The organism is Pseudomonas sp. PDM27 (genome assembly GCF_019219205.1).
Lineage (GTDB): Bacteria > Pseudomonadota > Gammaproteobacteria > Pseudomonadales > Pseudomonadaceae > Aquipseudomonas > Aquipseudomonas laurylsulfatiphila.
Window position 1 is genome coordinate 343,236 of the sequence record NZ_JAHUWF010000005.1, and the last position, 22,477, is coordinate 365,712.

General features: G+C 61.0%; 21 protein-coding genes and 1 pseudogene. 17 read left to right on the top strand and 5 right to left on the bottom strand.

Annotated features, from left to right (window positions below; genetic code table 11):
- Positions 1 to 53 precede the first annotated feature (53 nt).
- The 6 genes from hslU to KW838_RS13735 all read left to right on the top strand — a co-directional run bounded on the left by hslU (position 54) and on the right by KW838_RS13735 (position 7,332).
- On the top strand, positions 54 to 1,391 hold the full coding sequence (gene hslU, locus KW838_RS13710) for an HslU--HslV peptidase ATPase subunit (protein ID WP_007975581.1): 1,338 nt from the start codon (positions 54 to 56) through the stop codon (positions 1,389 to 1,391).
- Between the two features lie 143 nt (positions 1,392 to 1,534).
- Positions 1,535 to 1,906, top strand: a complete 372-nt coding sequence (locus tag KW838_RS13715; RefSeq protein WP_108230757.1) for a gamma-butyrobetaine hydroxylase-like domain-containing protein — start codon at positions 1,535 to 1,537, stop codon at positions 1,904 to 1,906.
- A gap of 258 nt (positions 1,907 to 2,164) precedes the next feature.
- Positions 2,165 to 3,844 carry a class II poly(R)-hydroxyalkanoic acid synthase gene (gene phaC, locus KW838_RS13720; RefSeq protein ID WP_007975578.1) on the top strand — a complete coding sequence of 560 codons (1,680 nt, stop codon included), beginning with the start codon at positions 2,165 to 2,167 and terminating at the stop codon, positions 3,842 to 3,844.
- Positions 3,845 to 3,999: 155 nt separating this feature from the next.
- Positions 4,000 to 4,854 (top strand): poly(3-hydroxyalkanoate) depolymerase, encoded by an 855-nt coding sequence (gene phaZ / locus KW838_RS13725; RefSeq protein ID WP_007975576.1) that lies wholly within the window; start codon positions 4,000 to 4,002, stop codon positions 4,852 to 4,854.
- Positions 4,855 to 4,969: 115 nt separating this feature from the next.
- Entirely contained in the window at positions 4,970 to 6,652 is a 1,683-nt protein-coding gene (phaC, locus tag KW838_RS13730) for a class II poly(R)-hydroxyalkanoic acid synthase (protein WP_218501336.1), read from the top strand.
- Between the two features lie 59 nt (positions 6,653 to 6,711).
- Complete coding sequence (locus tag KW838_RS13735; protein ID WP_218501337.1) at positions 6,712 to 7,332, top strand: TetR/AcrR family transcriptional regulator; 621 nt, start codon at positions 6,712 to 6,714, stop codon at positions 7,330 to 7,332.
- 192 nt (positions 7,333 to 7,524) lie between these two features.
- On the opposite strand, the gene KW838_RS13740 is transcribed toward KW838_RS13735, so the two are convergent.
- From KW838_RS13740 to KW838_RS13750, 3 genes are all read right to left on the bottom strand, one after another.
- A complete protein-coding gene (locus tag KW838_RS13740; protein WP_218501338.1) occupies positions 7,525 to 8,415 on the bottom strand; it encodes a phasin family protein in 891 nt (296 codons plus the stop codon).
- 10 nt (positions 8,416 to 8,425) lie between these two features.
- Entirely contained in the window at positions 8,426 to 8,848 is a 423-nt protein-coding gene (locus KW838_RS13745; RefSeq protein ID WP_218501339.1) for a phasin family protein, read from the bottom strand.
- A 204-nt stretch (positions 8,849 to 9,052) separates the two neighbouring features.
- The gene (locus KW838_RS13750) at positions 9,053 to 9,328 is read right to left on the bottom strand and encodes a polyhydroxyalkanoic acid system family protein (RefSeq protein WP_102698558.1); all 276 of its coding nucleotides are present in this window, start codon (positions 9,326 to 9,328) and stop codon (positions 9,053 to 9,055) included.
- 155 nt (positions 9,329 to 9,483) lie between these two features.
- Here KW838_RS13750 and ubiE point away from each other — a divergent pair, with 155 nt between their 5' ends.
- The 11 genes and pseudogenes from ubiE (at position 9,484) to KW838_RS29915 (ending at position 17,600) form a co-directional block, all read left to right on the top strand.
- Positions 9,484 to 10,254, top strand: a complete 771-nt coding sequence (gene ubiE / locus KW838_RS13755) for a bifunctional demethylmenaquinone methyltransferase/2-methoxy-6-polyprenyl-1,4-benzoquinol methylase UbiE (RefSeq protein WP_007975568.1) — start codon at positions 9,484 to 9,486, stop codon at positions 10,252 to 10,254.
- The gene (locus KW838_RS13760; protein WP_015093123.1) at positions 10,254 to 10,877 is read left to right on the top strand and encodes an SCP2 domain-containing protein; all 624 of its coding nucleotides are present in this window, start codon (positions 10,254 to 10,256) and stop codon (positions 10,875 to 10,877) included. Before ubiE ends, KW838_RS13760 begins: the two co-directional genes overlap by 1 nt.
- Positions 10,874 to 12,478: a ubiquinone biosynthesis regulatory protein kinase UbiB gene (gene ubiB / locus KW838_RS13765; protein ID WP_102698557.1), complete on the top strand. Its 1,605-nt coding sequence runs from the start codon at positions 10,874 to 10,876 to the stop codon at positions 12,476 to 12,478. The genes KW838_RS13760 and ubiB overlap by 4 nt, the downstream gene beginning before the upstream one ends.
- Positions 12,479 to 12,559: 81 nt before the next feature.
- Positions 12,560 to 12,961, top strand: a complete 402-nt coding sequence (hisI, locus tag KW838_RS13770; RefSeq protein WP_218501340.1) for a phosphoribosyl-AMP cyclohydrolase — start codon at positions 12,560 to 12,562, stop codon at positions 12,959 to 12,961.
- Positions 12,954 to 13,286: a phosphoribosyl-ATP diphosphatase gene (locus KW838_RS13775; protein WP_007975564.1), complete on the top strand. Its 333-nt coding sequence runs from the start codon at positions 12,954 to 12,956 to the stop codon at positions 13,284 to 13,286. Before hisI ends, KW838_RS13775 begins: the two co-directional genes overlap by 8 nt.
- Before the next feature lie 25 nt (positions 13,287 to 13,311).
- A complete protein-coding gene (locus tag KW838_RS13780; RefSeq protein ID WP_102698555.1) occupies positions 13,312 to 13,584 on the top strand; it encodes a twin-arginine translocase TatA/TatE family subunit in 273 nt (90 codons plus the stop codon).
- A 10-nt stretch (positions 13,585 to 13,594) separates the two neighbouring features.
- The gene (tatB, locus tag KW838_RS13785) at positions 13,595 to 14,035 is read left to right on the top strand and encodes a Sec-independent protein translocase protein TatB (protein ID WP_007975561.1); all 441 of its coding nucleotides are present in this window, start codon (positions 13,595 to 13,597) and stop codon (positions 14,033 to 14,035) included.
- Positions 14,032 to 14,826 (top strand): twin-arginine translocase subunit TatC, encoded by a 795-nt coding sequence (tatC, locus tag KW838_RS13790; protein ID WP_057712372.1) that lies wholly within the window; start codon positions 14,032 to 14,034, stop codon positions 14,824 to 14,826. The genes tatB and tatC overlap by 4 nt, the downstream gene beginning before the upstream one ends.
- On the top strand, positions 14,823 to 15,530 hold the full coding sequence (locus KW838_RS13795; protein WP_015093117.1) for a 16S rRNA (uracil(1498)-N(3))-methyltransferase: 708 nt from the start codon (positions 14,823 to 14,825) through the stop codon (positions 15,528 to 15,530). Before tatC ends, KW838_RS13795 begins: the two co-directional genes overlap by 4 nt.
- Before the next feature lie 153 nt (positions 15,531 to 15,683).
- Positions 15,684 to 16,745: pseudogene (locus tag KW838_RS29910) on the top strand (methyl-accepting chemotaxis protein); the annotation flags it as partial.
- 141 nt (positions 16,746 to 16,886) lie between these two features.
- A complete protein-coding gene (locus KW838_RS29915) occupies positions 16,887 to 17,600 on the top strand; it encodes a methyl-accepting chemotaxis protein (protein WP_371317841.1) in 714 nt (237 codons plus the stop codon).
- A 227-nt stretch (positions 17,601 to 17,827) separates the two neighbouring features.
- Here KW838_RS29915 and mdoH read toward each other — a convergent pair whose 3' ends face one another.
- Both mdoH and KW838_RS13810 read right to left on the bottom strand, forming a co-directional pair.
- Positions 17,828 to 20,398, bottom strand: a complete 2,571-nt coding sequence (gene mdoH / locus KW838_RS13805) for a glucans biosynthesis glucosyltransferase MdoH (RefSeq protein ID WP_102698552.1) — start codon at positions 20,396 to 20,398, stop codon at positions 17,828 to 17,830.
- The gene (locus KW838_RS13810) at positions 20,391 to 22,205 is read right to left on the bottom strand and encodes a glucan biosynthesis protein G (RefSeq protein WP_102698551.1); all 1,815 of its coding nucleotides are present in this window, start codon (positions 22,203 to 22,205) and stop codon (positions 20,391 to 20,393) included. Before KW838_RS13810 ends, mdoH begins: the two co-directional genes overlap by 8 nt.
- Positions 22,206 to 22,477 lie beyond the last annotated feature (272 nt).

Consider the following 22,477-nt stretch of genomic DNA (forward strand, 5'->3'; position numbering starts at 1 on the left):
CCCGTGCAGCCATCGCACCACGGCTCATTCTTGCTTGAGGTCCACTGAATATTATGTCCATGACTCCCCGTGAAATCGTCCACGAACTCAACCGCCACATCATCGGCCAGGACGATGCCAAGCGCGCCGTCGCCATTGCCCTGCGCAACCGCTGGCGCCGCATGCAGCTGCCTGAAGAGCTGCGCGTTGAAGTCACGCCAAAGAACATCCTGATGATCGGCCCGACCGGCGTCGGCAAAACCGAGATCGCCCGTCGCCTGGCGAAACTGGCCAATGCGCCGTTCATCAAGGTCGAAGCGACCAAGTTCACCGAAGTCGGCTATGTCGGCCGCGACGTCGAATCGATCATTCGTGACCTGGCCGATGCCGCGATCAAGCTGCTGCGCGAGCAGGAAATCGTCAAGGTTCGCCACCGCGCCGAAGACGCTGCCGAAGAGCGGATCCTCGACGCCCTGCTGCCACCGGCGCGCATGGGCTTCAGCAACGACGATGCCCCGACTGCCGATTCCAACACCCGCCAGCTGTTCCGCAAGCGCCTGCGCGAAGGTCAGCTGGACGACAAGGAGATCGAAATCGAAGTCGCCGAAATGGCCGGCGTCGACATCTCCGCGCCACCGGGCATGGAAGAAATGACCAACCAGCTGCAAAGCCTGTTTGCCAATATGGGCAAGGGCAAGAAAAAAGCCCGCAAGCTCAAGGTCAAAGAAGCGCTGAAGATGGTGCGCGACGAAGAAGCCAGCCGTCTGGTCAACGATGAAGAGCTGAAGGCCAAGGCCCTGGAAGCCGTCGAACAGCACGGCATCGTGTTCATCGACGAAATCGACAAGGTCGCCAAGCGTGGTAATTCCGGTGGCGTCGATGTATCCCGCGAAGGCGTGCAGCGCGACTTGCTGCCGCTGATCGAAGGCTGCACCGTCAACACCAAGCTGGGCATGGTCAAAACCGACCACATCCTGTTCATTGCTTCCGGTGCGTTCCACCTGAGCAAGCCGAGCGATCTGGTGCCCGAGCTGCAAGGCCGTCTGCCGATCCGTGTCGAACTCAAGGCCCTGAGCCCGGAAGACTTCGAACGTATCCTCAGCGAGCCTCACGCCTCGCTCACCGAGCAATACTGCGCACTGCTGAAAACCGAAGGCCTGGGCATCGAGTTCCAGCCGAGTGGCATCAAGCGCATCGCGGAGATCGCCTGGCAGGTCAACGAGAAAACCGAAAACATCGGTGCCCGTCGCCTGCACACCCTGCTCGAGCGCCTGCTCGAAGAGGTGTCGTTCAGCGCCGGCGACCTGGCCAGCACCCATGACGGCAAGGTGATCCAGATCGACGCCGACTACGTCAACAGCCATCTGGGCGAATTGGCGCAGAACGAAGACCTGTCCCGTTATATCCTGTAAGCAACTCTTACAGCGATAGAGAACCTGTGGGAGCGAGCTTGCTCGCGATGAGGCCATCTCATTCGATATTCATGTTGAATGTGATACCGCAATCGCGAGCAAGCTCGCTCCCACAAGGATCTCCACACAGCGGACATCCGGTCATGATCCCCACCGACATCAAGCTGCACAAAGCCTCGAAAACCCTGTCGCTGAAATACGCGTCCGGCGAGGAATACACCCTGCCCGCCGAGTTCCTGCGCGTGCACTCTCCTTCCGCCGAGGTCCAGGGCCACGGCAAACCCATCCTGCAATTTGGCAAGATCAACGTCGGCCTGACCAAGGTAGAACCGGCCGGTCAGTACGCACTGAAACTGACCTTCGATGACGGTCACGACAGCGGCCTGTTCACTTGGGAATACCTCTACGAACTGGCGCGACGTTATGACGCACTTTGGGAAGATTATCTGGCCGAACTCAAAGCGGCCGGAAAAACCCGCGACCCGAACGAATCCGTCGTCAAGCTGATGCTCTAATCCGAGCCTCTTGCTCTTTAGAGGGCATTTTCTAATTTCATCTGTTTGAATGCTCCGCTTCAGGGCCGTCGATTGGCCTGCTTGCGAAAAAAATTAAACTCGGGTAACCAATGGAACTGGCAAGTTCCCTGCAGTGCTCACTGCGAACAAAAGCAGCGATGCAGTATTAACGGTCACCCGAGCAGCAGTACCTGGCATTGGTTGTGTGACTGCACAGCAGGCCCCGGGTACTCGTCTCAGGACATTGGAGCGTCGTAGATGAGTAACAAGAATAACGATGACTTGAAGCAACAAGCCTCCGAAAACACCTTGGGGCTGAATCCTGTCGTTGGATTGCGTGGAAAAGATCTACTGGCTTCTGCTCGCATGGTGCTCAGGCAGGCCATCAAACAACCGATTCACAGCGCCAAGCATGTCGCCCATTTCGGTCTTGAACTCAAGAACGTACTGCTAGGCAAATCCGAACTTCTTCCGAATGGCGATGACCGTCGCTTCGCCGATCCGGCCTGGAGCCAGAACCCGCTCTACAAACGTTATCTGCAAACCTATCTGGCGTGGCGCAAGGAACTCCACGACTGGATCGATGACAGCAACCTGCCGGCCAAGGACGTCAGCCGCGGGCACTTCGTGATCAACCTCATGACCGAGGCCTTGGCCCCGACCAACACGGCGGCCAACCCGGCAGCGGTCAAACGTTTTTTCGAGACCGGCGGTAAAAGCCTGCTCGACGGCCTCTCGCATCTGGCCAAGGACCTGGTACACAACGGCGGCATGCCGAGCCAGGTCAACATGGGGGCATTCGAGGTCGGCAAGACCCTGGCCGTGACCGAAGGTGCAGTGGTGTTTCGCAACGACGTGCTGGAGCTGATCCAGTACAAGCCCACCACCGAACAGGTGCACGAGCGCCCTTTGCTGGTGGTGCCACCGCAAATCAACAAATTCTACGTTTTCGACCTCAGCCCGGAGAAAAGCCTGGCGCGGTTCTGCCTGCGCAGCAACGTGCAAACCTTCATCGTCAGCTGGCGCAATCCGACCAAGGAGCAGCGTGAGTGGGGCCTGTCGACATACATCGAGGCGCTCAAGGAAGCGGTCGACGTGGTCACCGCGATCACCGGCAGCAAGGACGTGAACATGCTCGGTGCCTGCTCCGGCGGCATCACCTGCACCGCGCTGCTGGGCCATTACGCAGCGATTGGCGAGAACAAGGTCAACGCCCTCACGCTGCTGGTCAGTGTGCTCGACACCACCCTGGACAGCGATGTGGCGCTGTTCGTCGATGAACAAACCCTCGAAAGCGCCAAGCGCCACTCCTATCAGGCTGGCGTGCTGGAAGGCCGCGACATGGCGAAAGTCTTTGCCTGGATGCGCCCCAACGACCTGATCTGGAACTACTGGGTCAACAACTACCTGCTGGGCAACGAGCCACCGGTATTCGACATCCTGTTCTGGAACAACGACACCACCCGGTTACCGGCTGCGTTCCACGGCGACCTGATTGAAATGTTCAAAAGCAATCCATTGATTCGTCCGAATGCACTGGAAGTGTGCGGCACACCGATCGACCTGAAGCAGGTCACCGCCGATATCTTTTCCCTGGCCGGGACCAGCGACCACATCACCCCGTGGCGCTCCTGCTACAAGTCAGCGCAACTGTTCGGCGGCAATGTTGAATTCGTGCTGTCCAGCAGCGGGCATATCCAGAGCATCCTGAACCCGCCGGGCAATCCGAAATCGCGCTACATGACCAGCACCGAAATGCCCGCCAATGCCGATGACTGGCAGGAAGAGTCAACCAAGCACGCCGATTCGTGGTGGCTGCATTGGCAGGCCTGGCAGGCACAGCGCTCGGGCAACCTGAAAAAAGCTCCGCTGAAACTGGGCAACAAGGCGTACCCGGCGGGCGAAGCTGCACCGGGCACTTATGTACATGAGCGGTAACTGACACACCTCGACTTCCCTGTGGGAGCGAGCTTGCTCGCGATGACGGTGGCTGGTTTGGCATATGCGCCGACTGACACTCCGCTATCGCGAGCAAGCTCGCTCCCACAGGGGGCGGGGATGAACTGGAAAAAGCGACCCACAGGGCCTGAAGCATGCCGCAACCCTTCATATTCCGTACCGTCGACCTGGATGGCCAGACGCTCCGCACGGCGGTACGCCCCGGCAAGCCTCACTTGACGCCCCTGCTGATTTTCAACGGTATCGGCGCCAACCTGGAGTTGGTGTTCCCGTTCATTGCCGCGCTGGACCCGGACCTGGAAGTCATCGCCTTCGACGTACCCGGCGTCGGCGGTTCGTCGACGCCAAACCGGCCGTATCGTTTTCCGGGGCTGGCCAAGCTCACGGCGCGGATGCTCGACTACCTCGACTACGGGCAGGTCAACGTCATCGGCGTGTCCTGGGGTGGCGCCCTGGCCCAGCAGTTTGCTTATGACTATCCGGAGCGCTGCAAGAAACTCGTGCTGGCCGCCACGGCGGCGGGTGCGGTGATGGTGCCGGGCAAACCGAAAGTGCTGTGGATGATGGCCAGCCCGCGACGCTACATCCAGCCGTCCCACGTGATCCGCATTGCGCCGATGATCTACGGGGGTGCGTTCCGTCGCGACCCGACGCTCGCCGCCAGCCATGCAGCCAAGGTGCGCTCGGCGGGCAAGCTCGGTTACTACTGGCAGCTGTTCGCCGGCCTCGGCTGGACCAGCATCCACTGGCTGCACAAGATCCGCCAGCCGACCCTGGTGCTGGCCGGCGACGATGACCCGTTGATCCCGTTGGTCAACATGCGCTTGCTGGCCTGGCGGATTCCCAACGCCCAGTTGCACATCATCGATGACGGTCATCTGTTCCTGATTACCCGGGCCGAAGCGGTGGCCCCGATCATCATGAAATTCCTGGAGGAGGAGCGCCAGCGCGCGGTGATGCATCCGCGTCCGGCGCCATTGGGCAGTTAAAGCACTGCCTCAGCGGTCGGCAGGACGCCACGCCGCGCAACAACCCGTTACAGCGTCTATGGTGTTCTGGTTCAGTGTGTTTGTTTTTGGCCTGAAGACGAAGGAGTGTTGAATCATGCGCGAGAAACCAGCGAGGGAGTCCTTGGCGACTCCCGCCGCGTTCATCAATGCACAGAGTGCGATTACCGGTCTGCGTGGCCGGGATCTGCTGTCGACCCTGCGCAGTGTGGCCGCCCATGGCTTGCGCAACCCACTGCACAGCGCCCGGCATGCCCTCAAACTCGGCGGTCAGCTTGGCCGCGTGCTGCTGGGCGAGACCCTGCACCCGACCAACCCGCACGACGCTCGCTTCGCCGACCCGGCGTGGAGCCTCAACCCGTTTTATCGCCGTAGCCTGCAGGCCTATCTGAGCTGGCAGAAACAGGTCAAAAGCTGGATCGACGAGAGCAACATGAGCCCGGACGACCGCGCCCGCGCCCACTTCGCCTTCACCTTGCTCAACGACGCCGTATCGCCCTCCAACAGCCTGCTCAACCCACTGGCGGTCAAGGAGCTGTTCAATTCCGGCGGTAACAGCCTGGTGCGGGGCATCGGCCATCTGGTGGACGATCTGCTGCATAACGACGGCCTGCCCCGGCAAGTCACCAAGCAAGCGTTCGAGGTCGGCAGGACGGTCGCCACTACCACCGGTGCCGTAGTGTTTCGCAACGAGCTGCTGGAGTTGATCCAGTACAAGCCGATGAGCGAAAAGCAGTATTCCAAGCCCCTGCTGGTGGTGCCGCCGCAAATCAACAAGTACTACATTTTTGACCTGAGCCCGCACAACAGCTTCGTCCAGTACGCCCTGAAAAACGGCCTGCAAACCTTCATGATCAGCTGGCGCAACCCGGATGTGCGTCACCGCGAATGGGGGCTCTCGACCTACGTCGAAGCCGTGGAAGAAGCGATGAATGTCTGCCGGGCGATCACCGGCGCACGCGAGGTCAACCTGATGGGCGCCTGCGCCGGCGGGCTGACCATTGCCGCGCTGCAAGGTCACTTGCAGGCCAAGCGGCAGCTGCGCAGAGTGTCCAGCGCGACTTACCTGGTGAGCCTGCTCGACAGTCAGCTGGACAGCCCCGCTACGCTGTTCGCCGACGAACAGACGCTGGAGGCTGCCAAGCGCCGCTCCTATCAGAAAGGCGTGCTGGACGGCCGTGACATGGCCAAGGTCTTCGCCTGGATGCGCCCCAACGACTTGATCTGGAGCTATTTCGTCAACAACTACCTGTTGGGCAAGGAGCCACCGGCGTTCGACATCCTCTACTGGAACAACGACAACACGCGCCTGCCGGCCGCCCTGCATGGCGACCTGCTGGACTTCTTCAAGCACAACCCGCTGACCCACCCGGGCGGACTGGAAGTGTGTGGCACGCCGATCGATTTGCAGAAGGTCACCGTCGACAGTTTCAGCGTCGCCGGCATCAACGATCACATCACACCGTGGGACGCGGTGTATCGCTCGACGCTGTTGCTCGGTGGCGAACGGCGCTTCGTGCTGTCCAACAGCGGTCATGTGCAGAGCATCCTCAACCCGCCGAGCAACCCGAAAGCCAACTACGTCGAGAACGGCAAACTGAGCAGCGATCCCCGTGCCTGGTACTACGACGCCAAACATGTCGACGGCAGTTGGTGGACCCAATGGCTGGGCTGGATTCAGGAACGCTCCGGCGCGCAGAAGGAAACCCACATGGCCCTCGGCAACCAGAACTACCCACCGATGGAGGCAGCACCCGGTACTTACGTGCGCGTGCGCTGACGTTCAACGAGCCGCGGCCGCTGCCGGCCGTGGCAAGACCCGATCATTAAGAAGACTGGATGAAAACCCGCGACCGGATCCTCGAATGTGCCCTGCAGTTGTTCAATCAGAAGGGCGAACCGAATGTCTCCACCATGGAAGTTGCCAATGAAATGGGCATCAGCCCGGGCAACCTCTACTACCACTTTCACGGCAAGGAACCGCTGATACTCGGGCTGTTCGAGCGCTTCCAATGTGAACTGCAACCGCTGCTCGACCCACCGGCCGACGTCGAATTGGGCCCCGAAGATTACTGGTTGTTCCTGCATCTGATCGTCGAGCGCCTGTCCCATTACCGGTTTCTGTTCCAGGACCTGTCGAACCTCGCCGGACGCCTGCCGAAACTGGCCAAGGGCATTCGCAACCTGCTCAATGCACTCAAGCGCACACTGGCGTCGTTGCTCGCACGATTGAAGGCTCAAGGGCAATTGGTCAGCGACACCCAGGCGTTAGGGCAACTGGTGGAACAGATCACCATGACCCTGCTGTTTTCACTGGATTACCAGCGTATTCTCGATCGCGAAGGCGAGGTACGGCTGGTGGTTTACCAGATCATGATGCTGGTGGCGCCGCATCTGTTGCCACCGATCAAAGTGGCGACGGAGCAAATGGCGATGCAGTACCTGGAAGCACACGAGTAAGCCTGACACCCGCCAACCCTGTGGGAGCGAGCTTGCTCGCGATGGCGTCTGTTCAGCCAACATGGATGTCGACTGATACACCGCTATCGCGAGCAAGCTCGCTCCCACAGTGGGTTTGTGTCGCTCAGAAATCCGCGCACAAACAAAAACGCCCGACCTTGGCAGGCCGGGCGTTTTCTTGAGCCCTGAAAATCAGGACTGACTGGTTGGCGTCGATGGAGCTGGCGCGGCAGTCGGGGTGACAGCAGGGGTTGGTGCGGTCGCGGAGTTCGAGGCGCTGACCGGAGCTGCTGCCGGGGTTGCCGGGGTTGCCGGCTTGGCAGCTGCTACTGCTGGCTTTGGCGCGGCGGCTTTTGGAGCTGCCGGCTTCTTCACTGCAGGTTTTTTCGCAGCAGCAGGTTTGGCTGCCGGCTTGGCGGCGGCGGGTTTTGCTGCAGCTGTTTTAGCCGCAGGCTTGGCCGCTGCTGGCTTGGCAGCCGGCTTGGCGACAGCTTTCGCAGCAGCCGGTTTGGCCGCTGGTTTGGCGGCGGCCGTTTTAGCGGCAGGCTTGGCAGCAGGTTTAGCCGTTGCTTTGGCCAGTGGCTTGGCAGCAGTTTTCGCGGCTGGCTTGGCGGCGGCAGTCTTGGCAGCAGGCTTGGCCGCCGCGGTTTTCGCCGCGACAGGCGCAACCTTGGCACCGGTCAGTTTTTCGATTTGCTTGGTCAGGGTTTCGACCTTGCTGTGCAGTGCCTTGACTTCGTTGCGGCTCGGTACGCCCAGACGCGAGATGGCACTGTTCAGACGCTTGTCGAAAGCACCTTCGAGCTCATCCCACTTGCCCAGTGCACGATCTTTCACGCCGCTGATGCGCGATTTGGCCGAAGAAGCGGAGTCCTTTGCGGCGTCGACTGTCTTGCCAACAGCGCTCTTGGTGAGCTTCTCGGCTTTCTCGCCATCCTTGACCAATGCATCGAAGAGTTTGCTGCCGTCAGTGTCGATCTTCGAGTACACGCCTAAACCAGCCAGCCAGATTTTTCGGGAGTAATCTTCAACCTTCCCGATCCACGAGCTGCCTTCTTTTTCGGTTTTCTTTTTAACAGCCATCCCGTTCTCCTTAAGATTTACGCGCGACACGTTCGAGCAATGCCGTCAGCTCATCGAGCTTAGCAGAGAGTGTCTCAACGTCATGTTTAGACGGAATGCCGATACGATTCAAGGCACTTGCGACACGCGTGTCGAACGCCTTCTCGACCTTGTCGAGTTGAACTTCGACACGGCCTTTGAAAGTGCTGACTTCACTCTTGACTTCAACGATCTCGGCATTGGCCGCTTCGAGTTTCTCAGCGACTACTTTTTTGCCTTTCTTTTCAACAACCTGACCAGCCTTGATCAGCTCTTGAAAGTATTCGCTGCCCTCTTGGCCGACCTTGGCATAGGCGCCCAGGCCTGCCAGCCAGATCTTGCGGGCATAGGATTTGACGTCGCCCAGCGTGCTGGTCGATGCGTCGATTTTTTTCTTCAAAATAACTTTGGCCATGGTGCACCTCACGCGCAGAAGGTTTGAGGAACTGCCCGGATAAGTGTCGGGCTCTGGCACAAAGTAGGGAGAAAAATTAGAAACGGCACCCTAACAAATGACATGAATGAGTGTGCCTTTTGGAAAAGATCGCAGCCTTCGGTAGCTCCTACAGGTAAACGCGAGCCTGTGTAGGAGCTGCCGAAGGCTGCGATCTTTTCGGGATCACACGAGGGCCTTGTCCAGCGCCTTCTCGATTTCCGCTTTGATCATGCCGCTCATGGCCGACATCATCAGGCCCAGCTCCACGTCGACACGAATCGAATCCTCGGTGACATGCACCGCACCTTTCACACCCGAGCGCTTGAGGTTCAGGGTGTCGCCGGACCACTGCGGCTCCAGGCCATACTGATCGGAAAGTTTCTGCGCCAGCTTGTCGGCCTTCTCGCGAGCCGCTTCCTTGCCCAGGCCGTGGGCACGTTCAACACTAATACGGGCCATTGAATGACTCCTGCTTTATGGATGCTTTCCCGAGGCATCTTGACCTCTGCTGCGTCAAAACGTCCCGATGGTTGCCCATCTTACCTTCAGCCTTGCCAAGACAAAGCATGCCTTGGGGATTAGAATGTCGCGCATTCTCTTTTGGTGACAGCGATATGACTGATCAGCGCAAAGGCAGCGATGCCGAACCCACCACTCACTTCGGCTTCAAAAACGTTCCGGAAAGCCAGAAAGCGGAAAAAGTCGCTGAGGTTTTCCACTCGGTAGCCGCCAAGTACGACCTGATGAACGACCTTCTGTCGGGCGGCATGCACCGTCTGTGGAAGCGTTTCGCGATCGAGCTGTCGGGCGTTCGTGCCGGCAATCGCGTGCTCGACATCGCCGGTGGCACCGGCGACCTGACCAGGAAGTTCTCGCACCTGGTAGGCCCGACCGGCCAGGTCGTACTGGCCGACATCAACGAATCCATGCTCAAGGTCGGTCGTGATCGCCTGCTGGACCTGGGTGTGGCCGGCAACGTCGAATTCGTCCAGGCCGATGCGGAAAAACTGCCGTTCCCGGACAACCATTTCGACTGCGTGACCATCGCCTTCGGCCTGCGCAACGTGACCCACAAGGAAGACGCCCTGCGCTCGATGCTGCGCGTGCTCAAACCGGGTGGCCGTTTGCTGGTGCTGGAGTTCTCCAAGCCGACCAACGCGCTGATGTCCAAGGCCTATGACGCCTACTCGTTCGCCTTCATGCCGTTGATGGGCAAGCTGATCACCAACGACTCTGAAAGCTATCGCTACCTGGCCGAATCGATCCGCATGCACCCGAACCAGGAAACCCTGAAGTCGATGATGGTCGAGGCCGGTTTCGACCGCGTGACCTATCACAACATGACCGCAGGCATCGTTGCCCTGCACCGCGGCATCAAGCCCTGATGCTGCTCGCCGGCCTGCTCGCCAGCGTTGAACTCGGCCTGAACCGGGTGCTGCGCCTCGACAGCACGGCGCTGCCGCGGCTGGCGCATCTGACCGGCAAAGTGATTGCCGTCGATTGCCGCAGCCCGGCGCTGCACCTGTTCATCCTGCCCAGCGACGAAGGCCTGATGCTCGCCTCCCAGTGGGAAACCGGCGCCGACTGCACCTTGCGTGCACCGGCTTCGAGCCTGTTGAAACTGGCCATGAGCAAGGACAAGACCTCCGTCCTGCACGCCCCTGAAGTCGAACTCGACGGCGACAGCGGCGTGCTGCTGGAACTGGCGGCGATCCTCCAGGACCTGGAGCTGGACTGGGAGTACGAGCTCTCGCGCTGGCTCGGCCCGGTCGCCACGCAACTGGTCGGCGGCCACCTGCGCAGTCGCGCCCGCTGGTACCAGCAAGGCTTTGCCAGCCTGGGCCAGAACCTGGGCGAATACCTGGCCGAAGAATCGCGCACCCTTGTCGGTCAGCGCGAAGCCGAAGCCCGATTCAGTGAACTGGACCAGATCAAGCTCGATCTGGAACGTCTCGAGGCGCGTTTCGAGCGCCTTTCCCGATCCCTCGACCCAAGCGATAACGCATGAAGCTGCTTGCCGTCCGCCGTTTGTTGCGCATCCAGCGCGTCGTGATCCGCTACCGCCTCGATGACCTGTTGTTCGCCCTGCCACTGCCGTGGTTTCTGCGAGCGCTGCGTTACGCGTTGCCGTGGCGCTGGTTCCCGCGCAAGACCCTGGACCTGAGCCGTGGTGCGCGCCTGCGCCTGGCGTTGCAGGACCTGGGGCCGATCTTCATCAAGTTCGGGCAGATCCTGTCCACTCGCCGCGACCTGCTGCCAGAAGACATCGCCGATGAGCTGATGAAGCTGCAGGACCGCGTGCCGCCGTTCGACTCGCAAGTGTCGGTCAAACTGATCGAAGAACAGCTGGGCAAGAAAATCAGCGACGTGTTCAGCCGTTTCGATGTCGAGCCGCTGGCCTCGGCTTCGGTGGCGCAGGTGCATGCCGCGCAACTGAAAACCGGCGAAGAAGTGGTGGTCAAGGTGATCCGCCCCGGCCTCAAACCGGTGATCGCCCAGGACCTGGCGTGGCTGTTCATCCTCGCCCGCGCCGCCGAAAAACTCTCCGCCGATGCACGCCTGCTGCACCCGGTGGACGTGGTCAGCGATTATGAAAAAACCATCTACGACGAACTCGACCTGCTGCGCGAGGCGGCCAACGCCAGCCAGTTGAAGCGCAACTTCGACGGCTCGCCGCTGCTGTACGTGCCGCAAGTCTATTGGGACTGGTGCCGGCCGAAAGTACTGGTGATGGAGCGCATCTACGGTATCCAGGTCACCGATCTGGCGACCCTGGCCGACCAGCGCACCGACATGAAAATGCTCGCCGAGCGTGGCGTGGAGATTTTCTTCACCCAGGTGTTCCGCGACAGCTTCTTCCACGCCGACATGCACCCCGGCAACATCTTCGTCAGCACCGTGAATCCGTGGAGCCCGCAGTACATTGCGATCGACTGCGGCATCGTCGGCAGCCTGACCCCGGAAGACCAGGATTACCTGGCGCGCAACCTGTTCGCCTTCTTCAAGCGCGATTACCGTCGCGTGGCGCAGTTGCACATCGATTCGGGCTGGGTGCCGGCGGAAACCAAGCTCAACGAATTCGAAGCGGCGATCCGTACCGTCTGCGAGCCGATCTTCGAAAAACCGTTAAAGGATATTTCCTTCGGTCAGGTGCTGATGCGCCTGTTCCAGACCGCTCGGCGCTTCAACATGGAGGTTCAACCGCAGTTGGTCCTGCTGCAAAAAACCTTGTTGAACATCGAAGGCCTGGGCCGCCAGCTGTACCCGGACCTCGACCTGTGGAACACCGCGCAGCCGTTCCTCGAGCGCTGGATGCGCGAACGGGTCAGCCCCAAAGCCCTGCTCGGCAACGTGCAGAGCCAGTTCGAACAGATCCCGCACCTGGCGAACATGGCCCGCGACCTGCTCGAACGCATGTCCCAGCCCCACGCCTACGACCCGCCGCCCGCGTGGCATCGACGCCGGGACGACTGGTTCCTGCGCCTGCTCGGCACGGCGCACCTGGCCGGTGGCGCCATCCTTGCCGCTGGCGGTCCTCTGAATCAGTTGGATTACTGGCCGGCCGGCATCATGATGGCGGTCGGTTTGTATCTGGTCGTGCGCCGATAGCCAGTTGTGTGAACGACTGGCACACTGTTTCAACGCCTGAGCTCGACTATTGAAGTGTCGAGCCCGCTGTCGGAGTCAAAGATGAAAAACTGGCTGGACGAGATCAAGTGGGACGCCGATGGCCTCGTGCCGGCGATTGCCCAGGATCACAAGACCGGGCGCGTCCTGATGATGGCCTGGATGAACCGCGAAGCACTGGAACTGACCGCTGCCGAGAACCGCGCCATCTACTGGTCGCGCTCCCGTGGCAAGCTGTGGCGCAAGGGCGAAGAGTCCGGCCACGTGCAAACCCTGCACGAGATGCGCCTGGACTGTGACGCCGATGTCATCATCCTGATGGTCGAGCAGATCGGCGACATCGCCTGTCATACCGGCCGCCAGAGCTGCTTCTACCGCGTTTACGAGAACGGCGACTGGACAGCGGTCGACCCGGTCCTGAAAGATCCGCATGCCATCTATTCCGCAGGGCACAAACATGAGTGACACTCTCACCCGCCTCGCCGAGGTACTGGAAGAGCGCAAAGGCGCCGCCGCCGACAGCTCGTATGTCGCCAGCCTGTACCACAAGGGCTTGAACAAGATTCTGGAAAAAGTCGGCGAAGAGTCGGTCGAGACCATCATTGCCGCCAAGGACGCCGCCGTCAGCGGCGACTGCAGCGATGTGATCTACGAAACCGCCGATTTGTGGTTCCACAGCATGGTCATGCTCGCCCAATTGGGGCAGCATCCACAGGCTGTACTCGATGAACTGGACCGTCGTTTCGGTCTCTCCGGACACGCCGAGAAAGCCTCGCGCCCGTCCGCCTGAATAACTATTAGAGAGGAGCAGCAGCATGGGCATTTTTGACTGGAAACACTGGATCGTCATCCTGGTTGTCGTGGTCCTGGTATTTGGCACCAAGAAACTGAAAAACCTCGGCACCGACGTCGGCGAATCGATCAAGGGTTTCAAGAAAGCCATGAACGACGACGAAAAACCGGCCGACCCGAATGCGACCCCGGCCCAACCGGTTCCGCCGGTACAGCCACAGACCACTGTGAACCAGCCGCACACCATCGACGTGCAGGCACAGAAAGTCGAAGAGCCGATCCGCAAAGACGTGTGAGCGCAGACTAATGTTTGGTATCAGCTTCTCTGAACTGCTGCTCGTCGGCCTCGTTGCCCTGCTGGTGCTGGGCCCCGAGCGCTTGCCGGGCGCTGCGCGCACCGCTGGCCTGTGGGTCGGGCGCCTGAAGCGCAGCTTCAACGCAATCAAACAGGAAGTTGAGCGTGAAATCGGTGCCGACGAGATTCGTCGGCAACTGCACAACGAACACATCCTGTCGCTTGAGCAGGAGGCGCGGAAAATCTTCACGCCGACCCAGCAGGAGCCGACGCCGGTCGAGCATGTGGGTGCGCAGACGATTCAAGCGCCTGCCGCTACTGTCGACTCGACACCTGCTCCCGTTGTAGCGCCTGTCGAACCTGCGCCCGTTGTTGCAGCCGCTCCGGTTGAACCCGCTGCGCCTGTTGCGCCAGCCCCTCATGACCCAACACTGCCGCCGCGAGCCCCATGAGCGATCTCCCAGAAAACGACCAGCACATGCCGCTGGTTTCGCACCTCACCGAGTTGCGTACCCGACTGCTGCGCTGCGTAGCGGCGATTTTCATCATCTTCGCCGGCCTGTTTGCCTTTACCCAGCAGATCTACACCTTCGTCTCGACTCCGCTGCGTGCGTACCTGCCCGCCGGCGCGACGATGATTGCCACTGACGTGTCGTCGCCGTTCCTGACGCCGCTGAAGCTGACGATGATGGTCTCGCTGTTCCTGGCGATTCCGGTGATCCTGCACCAGATCTGGGGCTTCATCGCCCCGGGCCTGTACAAGCATGAAAAGCGTATAGCCGTGCCCTTGCTGGTCTCCAGCATCTTTCTGTTCTACGCCGGCATGGCCTTCGCCTACTTCCTGGTGTTCCCGCTGATCTTCAAGTTCTTCGCCGCCGCCACCCCGGCCGGTGTGGAAATGATGACCGACATCACCAGCTACCTCGATTTCGTCATGACGCTGTTCTTTGCCTTTGGCGTGGCGTTCGAAATCCCGGTGGCCGTGGTGCTGCTGGTGTGGATCGGTGTGGTCGACGTCAAATACCTGAAGAAGATCCGCCCGTACGTGATCATCGGCTGCTTCGTGGTCGGCATGATCCTGACGCCACCGGACATCTTCTCGCAGACCCTGCTGGCCGTGCCGATGTGGCTGTTGTTCGAGATCGGCATCCTGTTCGGCAGCCTGATCAGCAAGCGTGGCGACCATCCGGAAGACCAACCGGCTGACGATCACAACGACCAGCCTCCAGCGACCCAAGCGTGAACCTGCTGCTCCTGGAAGAGGCCGACTTCATTGCGGCCGACCGGGCGATCCTGCGTGATCGCCGGCTGACGCACATGCAGGAAGTCCACCGCTGTGAAGTGGGCGACAGCATGCGCGTCGGGCGGATCGGCGGGCTGATGGGTTCGGCCGAAGTGTTGCGCCTGGACGCCGACGAAGCGGAATTGCGCGTCACCCTCGACCAGCCGCCCCCGGCCAAGCTGCCGTTGACCCTGGTATTGGCCCTGCCACGCCCCAAGATGCTGCGCAGGGTGTTCCAGACCGTGGCGGCCATGGGTGTGCCACGTATCGTGCTGGTCAACAGCTATCGCGTCGAGAAGAGCTTCTGGCAGACCCCCTTCCTGGAGCCCGAGGCCATTCGCGAGCAATTGATCCTCGGCCTCGAGCAGGCCCGGGACAGCGTGCTGCCGGAAGTCGTCATCGAGAAGCGCTTCAAGCCGTTCGTCGAGGACCGTTTGCCGGCGATCACCGACGGCACCCTCGGTCTGGTGGGGCACCCCGGCAATTACCCGCCCTGCCCTCGCGCACTCAGCGAACCGGTGACCCTGGCCATCGGCCCCGAGGGTGGCTGGATTCCCTACGAAATCGACCTGCTGGGCAAATCCGGCCTGCAACCGGTGCAACTGGGCGAGCGCATCCTGCGCGTTGAAACCGCCGTGACCGCGCTACTGGCCCGCCTGTTCTAACACTGCCCCCCTGTAGGAGCTGCCGAAGGCTGCGATCTTTTGATTTTGCTTTTAAAGATCAAAAGATCGCAGCCTTCGGCAGCTCCTACAGAATCTCTGTGCGCCGCCGATACAGTCCCCATAAAACCAAATTGTGGTCCGGGGAGATTCAGCATGTACCAATGGCTAGCCGAGAATCTGGGAAACGTCAGCGTCAAACGCAAGCTGGGGATCGGCTTCGGCCTGGTGCTGTTACTGACCCTGCTGATCACCTTCACCGGTTGGAGCGGCCTGAGCGGCGTCACCAGCCGTGGGGATAAACTGGGGTTCATCGCCAGCCTCAACGACCTGACCAAGGACCTGCGCATTGCACGCCTGGATTACGAGATGCGTCGCGGGGAACAAGGCCCCGGCGCCGTCAACGATCTGCTGGGCAAACTCGAAAGCGGCCTGCAGACCGCCCGCGGCCTGATCGAACAACCGGCTGACACGGCCATGGTCGATCAACAACTGGCCGCTGTCGCCGAATACCGTCGTGCCTTCAACGACATGACCCAGGCGGGTGCCCAGCGTGAAGATGCCCGCAGCAAACTCGGCGCCACCGCCGATAACGCCGTGGCCCGCGTCGCCGAAGTGGAAAAATCCTTGCTGCAAGGTGACAGCGTCGCAGCATTCAATAGCGTGATCGACCTGAGCAAACTGATTCAGCAGGCGCGCTTCCAGGTTCGCGGCTACACCTACAGCGGCAAGAGCGAAGCCGAACAGCCAGCCTTCGACGCGATCGACAACGCCCTGAAGAACCTCGAGAGCCTGCCGGCCAAACTGCCTGAAGAACACATCGCCAACCTGCAACAGGCGACTGACTCACTCAAGGCCTATCGTGCCGCCGTCAGCCAGTTCCGCGACTCCCAGGTGGCCAGCGCCAAGGCCCTGGTACGCATGTCCGCCCAAGGCGAGATCCTGTTGGACATGAGCCAGAAACTCACCGTCTCGCAAACCGTCGTGCGTGACAGCGACGCCGCCCACGCCAAGAACATGCTGACCCTCGCCACCGTTCTGGCCATCGCCTTCGGCCTGCTGGCCGCCTGGGCCATCACCCGGCAGATCATCATTCCGTTGAACCAGACCCTGGCCGTCGCTGAACGCGTTGCCAGCGGCGACCTGACCCACAACCTGACGTCGCAGCGTCGCGACGAACTCGGCCAGTTGCAACGCGCCATGCAGAGCATGACCCAGGGCCTGCGCGAACTGATCGGCGGCATCAGCGATGGCGTCACGCAGATCGCCAGCGCCGCTGAAGAGCTGTCGGCGGTCACCGAGCAGACCAGCGCCGGGGTCAACAGCCAGAAAGTCGAGACCGATCAGGTCGCGACGGCCATGAATGAAATGGCCGCCACCGTGCAGGAAGTGGCGCGCAACGCCGAAGAGGCCTCCGAAGCGGCCGTCGCCGCCGACCAGCAGGCCCGCGAGGGCGACAAAGTGGTGGGTGAAGCCATCGCCCAGATCGAGCGCCTGGCCGCGGAAGTCGGCCACTCCACCGAGGCCATGGGCGAACTCAAGCGCGAAAGCGACAAGATCGGCAGCGTGCTCGACGTGATCAAGTCCGTGGCCCAGCAAACCAACCTGCTGGCGCTCAACGCCGCGATTGAAGCAGCCCGTGCCGGTGAAGCAGGACGTGGGTTTGCCGTGGTCGCAGACGAAGTCCGCAGCCTGGCCCAGCGCACCCAGAAATCCACCGAAGAGATCGAAGAGCTGATCGTCGGCCTGCAAAACGGCACGCAGCAAGTGGCGACCATCATGGACAACAGCCGCACCCTGACCGACAGCAGTGTCGAACTGACCCGCCGCGCCGGTGGCTCACTGGAAAGCATCACCCGCACCGTCTCGGCGATTCAGGCGATGAACCAGCAGATCGCCGCTGCCGCCGAACAGCAAAGCGCCGTGGCCGAAGAGATCAACCGCAGCGTGCTGAACGTGCGGGATGTGTCGGACCAGACCTCGGCAGCCAGTGAAGAAACCGCAGCCTCCAGCGTTGAGCTGGCACGACTGGGGACGCATCTGCAGATGCTGGTGGGCAAGTTCAGGGTTTGAGGTGATCTGCAGACCTCGGTTCACTCAGGACCGAGGTGATGTCTTCGCGGGCAAGCCCGCTCCCACAGGTATTTTCGGTGTTCACACAATGTGTGCCTCACCTTGAACCCTGTGGGAGCGGGCTTGCCCGCGAAAGCGATTGACCAGACACCGCCGTTACAGAATCTGGTGCAAGCTCAAGAACCAACTTCAAACCATAAAAAAACCCGCTTTCGCGGGTTTTTTTATCATGCCAACTGAGGCTGTTCGCTCATCGGCTTGAGCGGCAGCAACGGTGCATGGGGGTCGGCCTGGACCGACTTGCGCCATGCGCCCAGCCACTCGGCATGCCCTTCGCTCCAGACCTGCTCATGCAAGCGAGCCAAGGCCACCGGGTCGCTCAACAGTTGCACACGCTCGTTGTTGGTCAGGCCTTCAGGTCCAACCTTCATCGCGTGTCGCACCCGCTCGATCCGCAACCACTCAATCGGCTCAGCCTGATTGTGCCGCGAGGTCGCCAGCGAGCACGCCAGGGCGTTCTGCTGTGGATCGACCACCGAACGGACGAAGCCGTCGTTCAGCGCGTGCCAGCGGTTTTCATGGGTGTACTGGTCGGTGGCCAGCAAGGCCTGCGGCGGATTGTATTCCTCAGGGATCAGGAACAGGCTCTCGTCACGGGACTTCAGGCCCAGGCCGACGCGGCTGGAGATCACCGACACCGGGATCGACAGCATCAACGAACCGACGATTGGCACCAGCCACCACAGGAAGCTCGGGTTCAGCCAGATCACCAGCATGGCCCAGAAGAAGCCCAGCAGGGTTTGCGGACCGTGGCGCTTGATCGCTTCGCTCCACGGCGTGGAGTCGTCGTCACGCTGCGGCGAGTTCCAGGTCGCGGCCCAGCCGAGGAACGCGGCGAGGACGAAACGGGTGTGGAAAATCATCCGCACCGGCGCCAGCAGCATGGAGAACAGCATCTCCAGCAGCATCGACAGGGTCACCTTGAACTTGCCGCCGAACTCTTTCGCGCCCTTGGCCCAGATCAGGATGATGCTCAGCAACTTCGGCAGGAACAGCAACACGATGGTGGTCGAGAACAGCGCAATCGCCTTGTCCGGGTGCCATTGTGGCCACAGCGGATAGAGCTGGCGCGGTTCGAGGAAGTATTGCGGCTCCATTAGCGTGTTGACCGCCAGCAGCGCGGTCGACAGCACCAGGAAGAAGAACCACAACGGCGCCGACAGGTAGGACATCACGCCGGTCAGGAACACCGCGCGGTGCACCGGGTGCATGCCTTTTACCAGGAACAGGCGGAAGTTCATCAGGTTGCCGTGGCACCAGCGACGGTCACGCTTGAGTTCGTCCAGCAGGTTCGGCGGCAGTTCTTCATAGCTGCCCGGCAAGTCGTAGGCAATCCACACGCCCCAACCGGCACGGCGCATCAGCGCGGCTTCAACGAAGTCGTGGGACAGGATCGAACCGGAGAACGCGCCTTTACCGGGCAACGGCGCCAAGGCGCAGTGATCGATGAACGGCTTCATGCGGATGATCGCGTTGTGGCCCCAGTAGTGCGACTCGCCCAGTTGCCAGAAGTGCAGGCCGGCGGTGAACAGCGGGCCATACACGCGAGTGGCGAACTGCTGCATGCGCGCATACAGGGTGTCCATGCCCGACGCCCGTGGCGCGGTCTGGATGATCCCGGCGTCCGGCGTGGCTTCCATCAGGCGCACCAGACTGGTCAGGCACTCACCGCTCATCACGGAGTCGGCGTCGAGTACGACCATGTACTTGTAGTCACCACCCCAGCGACGGCAGAAGTCGTCGAGGTTGCCGCTCTTGCGTTTTACGCGACGGCGACGGCGGCGATAGAAGATCTTGCCGAAGCCACCGGCTTCGCGGCAGACGTCCAGCCAGGCCTGTTGCTCGGCCACGCAGATATCGGCGTCGTTACTGTCGCTGAGGACGAAGAAGTCGAAGCGGTCCAGGTCACCCGTGGCCGCAACCGACTCGAAGGTCGCCCGCAGGCCGGCGAATACCCGAGGCACGTCTTCGTTGCAGATCGGCATCACCAGTGCGGTACGCGCATCCTTTGGAATCGCCTCGTTACCGGCACTTTTACCGGAGATACGGTATTTATCGTGGCCAGTCAGCAATTCGAGGAAGCCCATCAGCGCGGTCCAGAAACCGGCCGATACCCAGCAGAACAGAATCCCGAACAGGATCAGGATGCTGGTCTGCAAGGCGTAAGGCAGCACTTGCGTGGCGGTTTGCAGCAGCGGTTGGTGCAGCACTTCGTTGAGGTCGACGAACGACCAGCCCTGGTACGGCATGATGCCTTTCATGTACCAGCCGGCGACGATGGTCTGGCCGAGCATCAGCAGCAACAGAATGTAGCGACGGATCGAACCGACGGTACGCCAGCGCGCAGCCGGCAGTACACGCTCGTCCTTCGGCGGCTTCGGCGGGTTGGTACGACCGGTCATCCGCCGCCAGCCACGCACCAGAATGTTGGTGCGCCACGGCTCCGGCACGACCTTGGTCCGCCGGATCGGCGGGGTCGCCTTGAGGCAGACCCGGCCGTTGGCGTCGAGCACCAGCATTTCCGCGTCCTGCAGTTCTTCGGCAGTGCTCAGGGTCAGGCGTTTGCCGACCGAAGCCTGGGCGGCTTCGGTCGGGGCGTCGAACGTCGAAGACGACAGGCGTTCGTGCAATTCGCTGAAAGACTGGCAGCCCGCGAGTTCCGCGCGCTGCTCGTCGGTCATCGGCAGATGCGCCAGATACTCGGAAAGAGTTTCTGGCCGTACTTGAGAGTTACTCATCGGCAGGCAACTGATAGCTCCAGGTCTCGGTCAGGACTTCTTCAGTCGGCGCCGATTCCGGTGTGGCTGGGGCCGCGTCGGCAGCGACTGGCTGCTTGGCGTCTTTATTGGCCTTGTCCTTGGCATCTGCAACAGGCTTCGCTTCAGCCTGCTTGGCCTCCGCTTGCTTGGCTTCCTTGTCGGCTTTCTCTTGTTGCTTGGCGGCAACCTTGTCGGCCTTGGCAACCGACGAGTTGGACGACGGAATCGAGGTCTTGGCCAGGTCTGCCGGCACGATGTTCTGCACCAGCGCCGCACGCATCTCGGTGGCCTTGCCCGGGTCCTTGATCTTCATCCGCAGGGTCAGGCGCCAGCCCTTGGTTTCAGGGTTGTAGCGAACGCTGTTTTCCACCAGCTCGGCGTTGTCGCCGACGCTGACCTGGCTGCGAACCTCGGAATCGGCCGGCAACGCCGCCAGGGACGGGCCTTCGAAGTCCACCAGATAGGCAACGCTGCCGTCCGGCTGACGAATCAGGTTGGACTGCTTGACGTCACCGGTCGAACGCAGGGTCTGCTTGACCCAGGCGCTGTCCGGCGCGTGAATCGCCGCTTCGTCCATGGTCCAGTGCATACGATAAGCGACATCGAGCGGCTGGCCAGGTTCCGGCAATTTTTCCGGATTCCAGAAGGCCACGATGTTGTCGTTGGTTTCGTCGGCGGTCGGAATCTCGACCAGGTCGACGGTGCCCTTGCCCCAGTCACCCTTCGGCTCGATCCAGGCGCTTGGGCGCTTGTCGTAGCGGTCGTCGAGGTCTTCGTAGTGGCTGAAGTCGCGGCCACGTTGCAGCAGACCGAACCCGCGCGGGTTTTCCACGCTGAAGTTGCTCACCGCCAGGTGTTTCGGATTGTTCAGCGGACGCCAGATCCACTCGCCGTTGCCGGCATGGATCGCCAGGCCGCTGGAGTCGTGCAGTTCGCGGCGGTAGTTCAGTACTTTCGACGGCTGGTTGGCACCGAACAGGAACATGCTGGTCAACGGGGCGATGCCCAGCTTGCCGACCTTGTCACGCAGGAACATCTGGGCCTTTACGTCGACGATGGTGTCGCTGCCCGGACGCAGGGTCAGGCGATAGGCGCCGGTGGCACGCGGAGAGTCCAGCAGGGCGAAGATCACCAGGTGCTTGTCGCCCGGCTTGGGCTGTTGAATCCAGAACTCGCGAAAACGCGGGAATTCTTCGCCGGACGGCAAGGCGGTATCGATGGCCATGCCGCGAGCGGACAAGCCATAGACGTGCCCCTTGCCGACGACGCGGAAGTAGCTCGCGCCGAGCATGGTCATGATTTCGTCTTGCTTGTCGGCCTTGTTGATCGGGTACAGCACACGGAAACCGGCATAACCCAGCTGTTCGGTGGCCTTCGGATCGAACTGCATGTCGCCGAAGTCGAAACGACTCGGGTCGTATTTGATCTCTTCGACGGTGTTCGCGGTGATTTCGTTGATTTTCACCGGCGTATCGAAATGCATGCCCTGGTGGTAGAAGGACAGCTTGAACGGCGTCTTCTGATCCGCCCATTCGGCTTTTTCCGTCAGAAAACGAATTTTCTGATAGTCCGCGAACTTCATGTCGCGGAACTCGTTCGGCAGGTTACTGCGCGGCGCTTCGTATTTCTGCGCGGCCAGCTCTTTTGCCTTGGCCGACACATCATCCAGACTGAATGCCCAAAGCTGGCCGGCGCTGAGCAGGCAGAGCAGTGCAGAGCCCGCTACCAGGGCGCTGCGTAACCGTTTGGCAGACAATTTTGGTGCGTTACAGGGACTAACAATCACGAGCAACCCTCGCCGAAAACAGATCAAAAAACCAACGGCCAGTTAAAGGGTCTGCACGGTGTACGGTATGAAAAAACCGCCCTTGCAAACCACTCTTGCCAAGTTGGCGAGCATTGTTCCGACTCCGCTGGGGCGAAATGATTCCCCAATCGGATCCAGACAAGTCTCTACCTAAGTCAAAATGGACCAACGAACGCTGATCCCCGTAGCGCGCGATTATCTAGTAGGCCGCGTTACAACGCATCAGGGGTAACAAAGTATTTATCGCGATA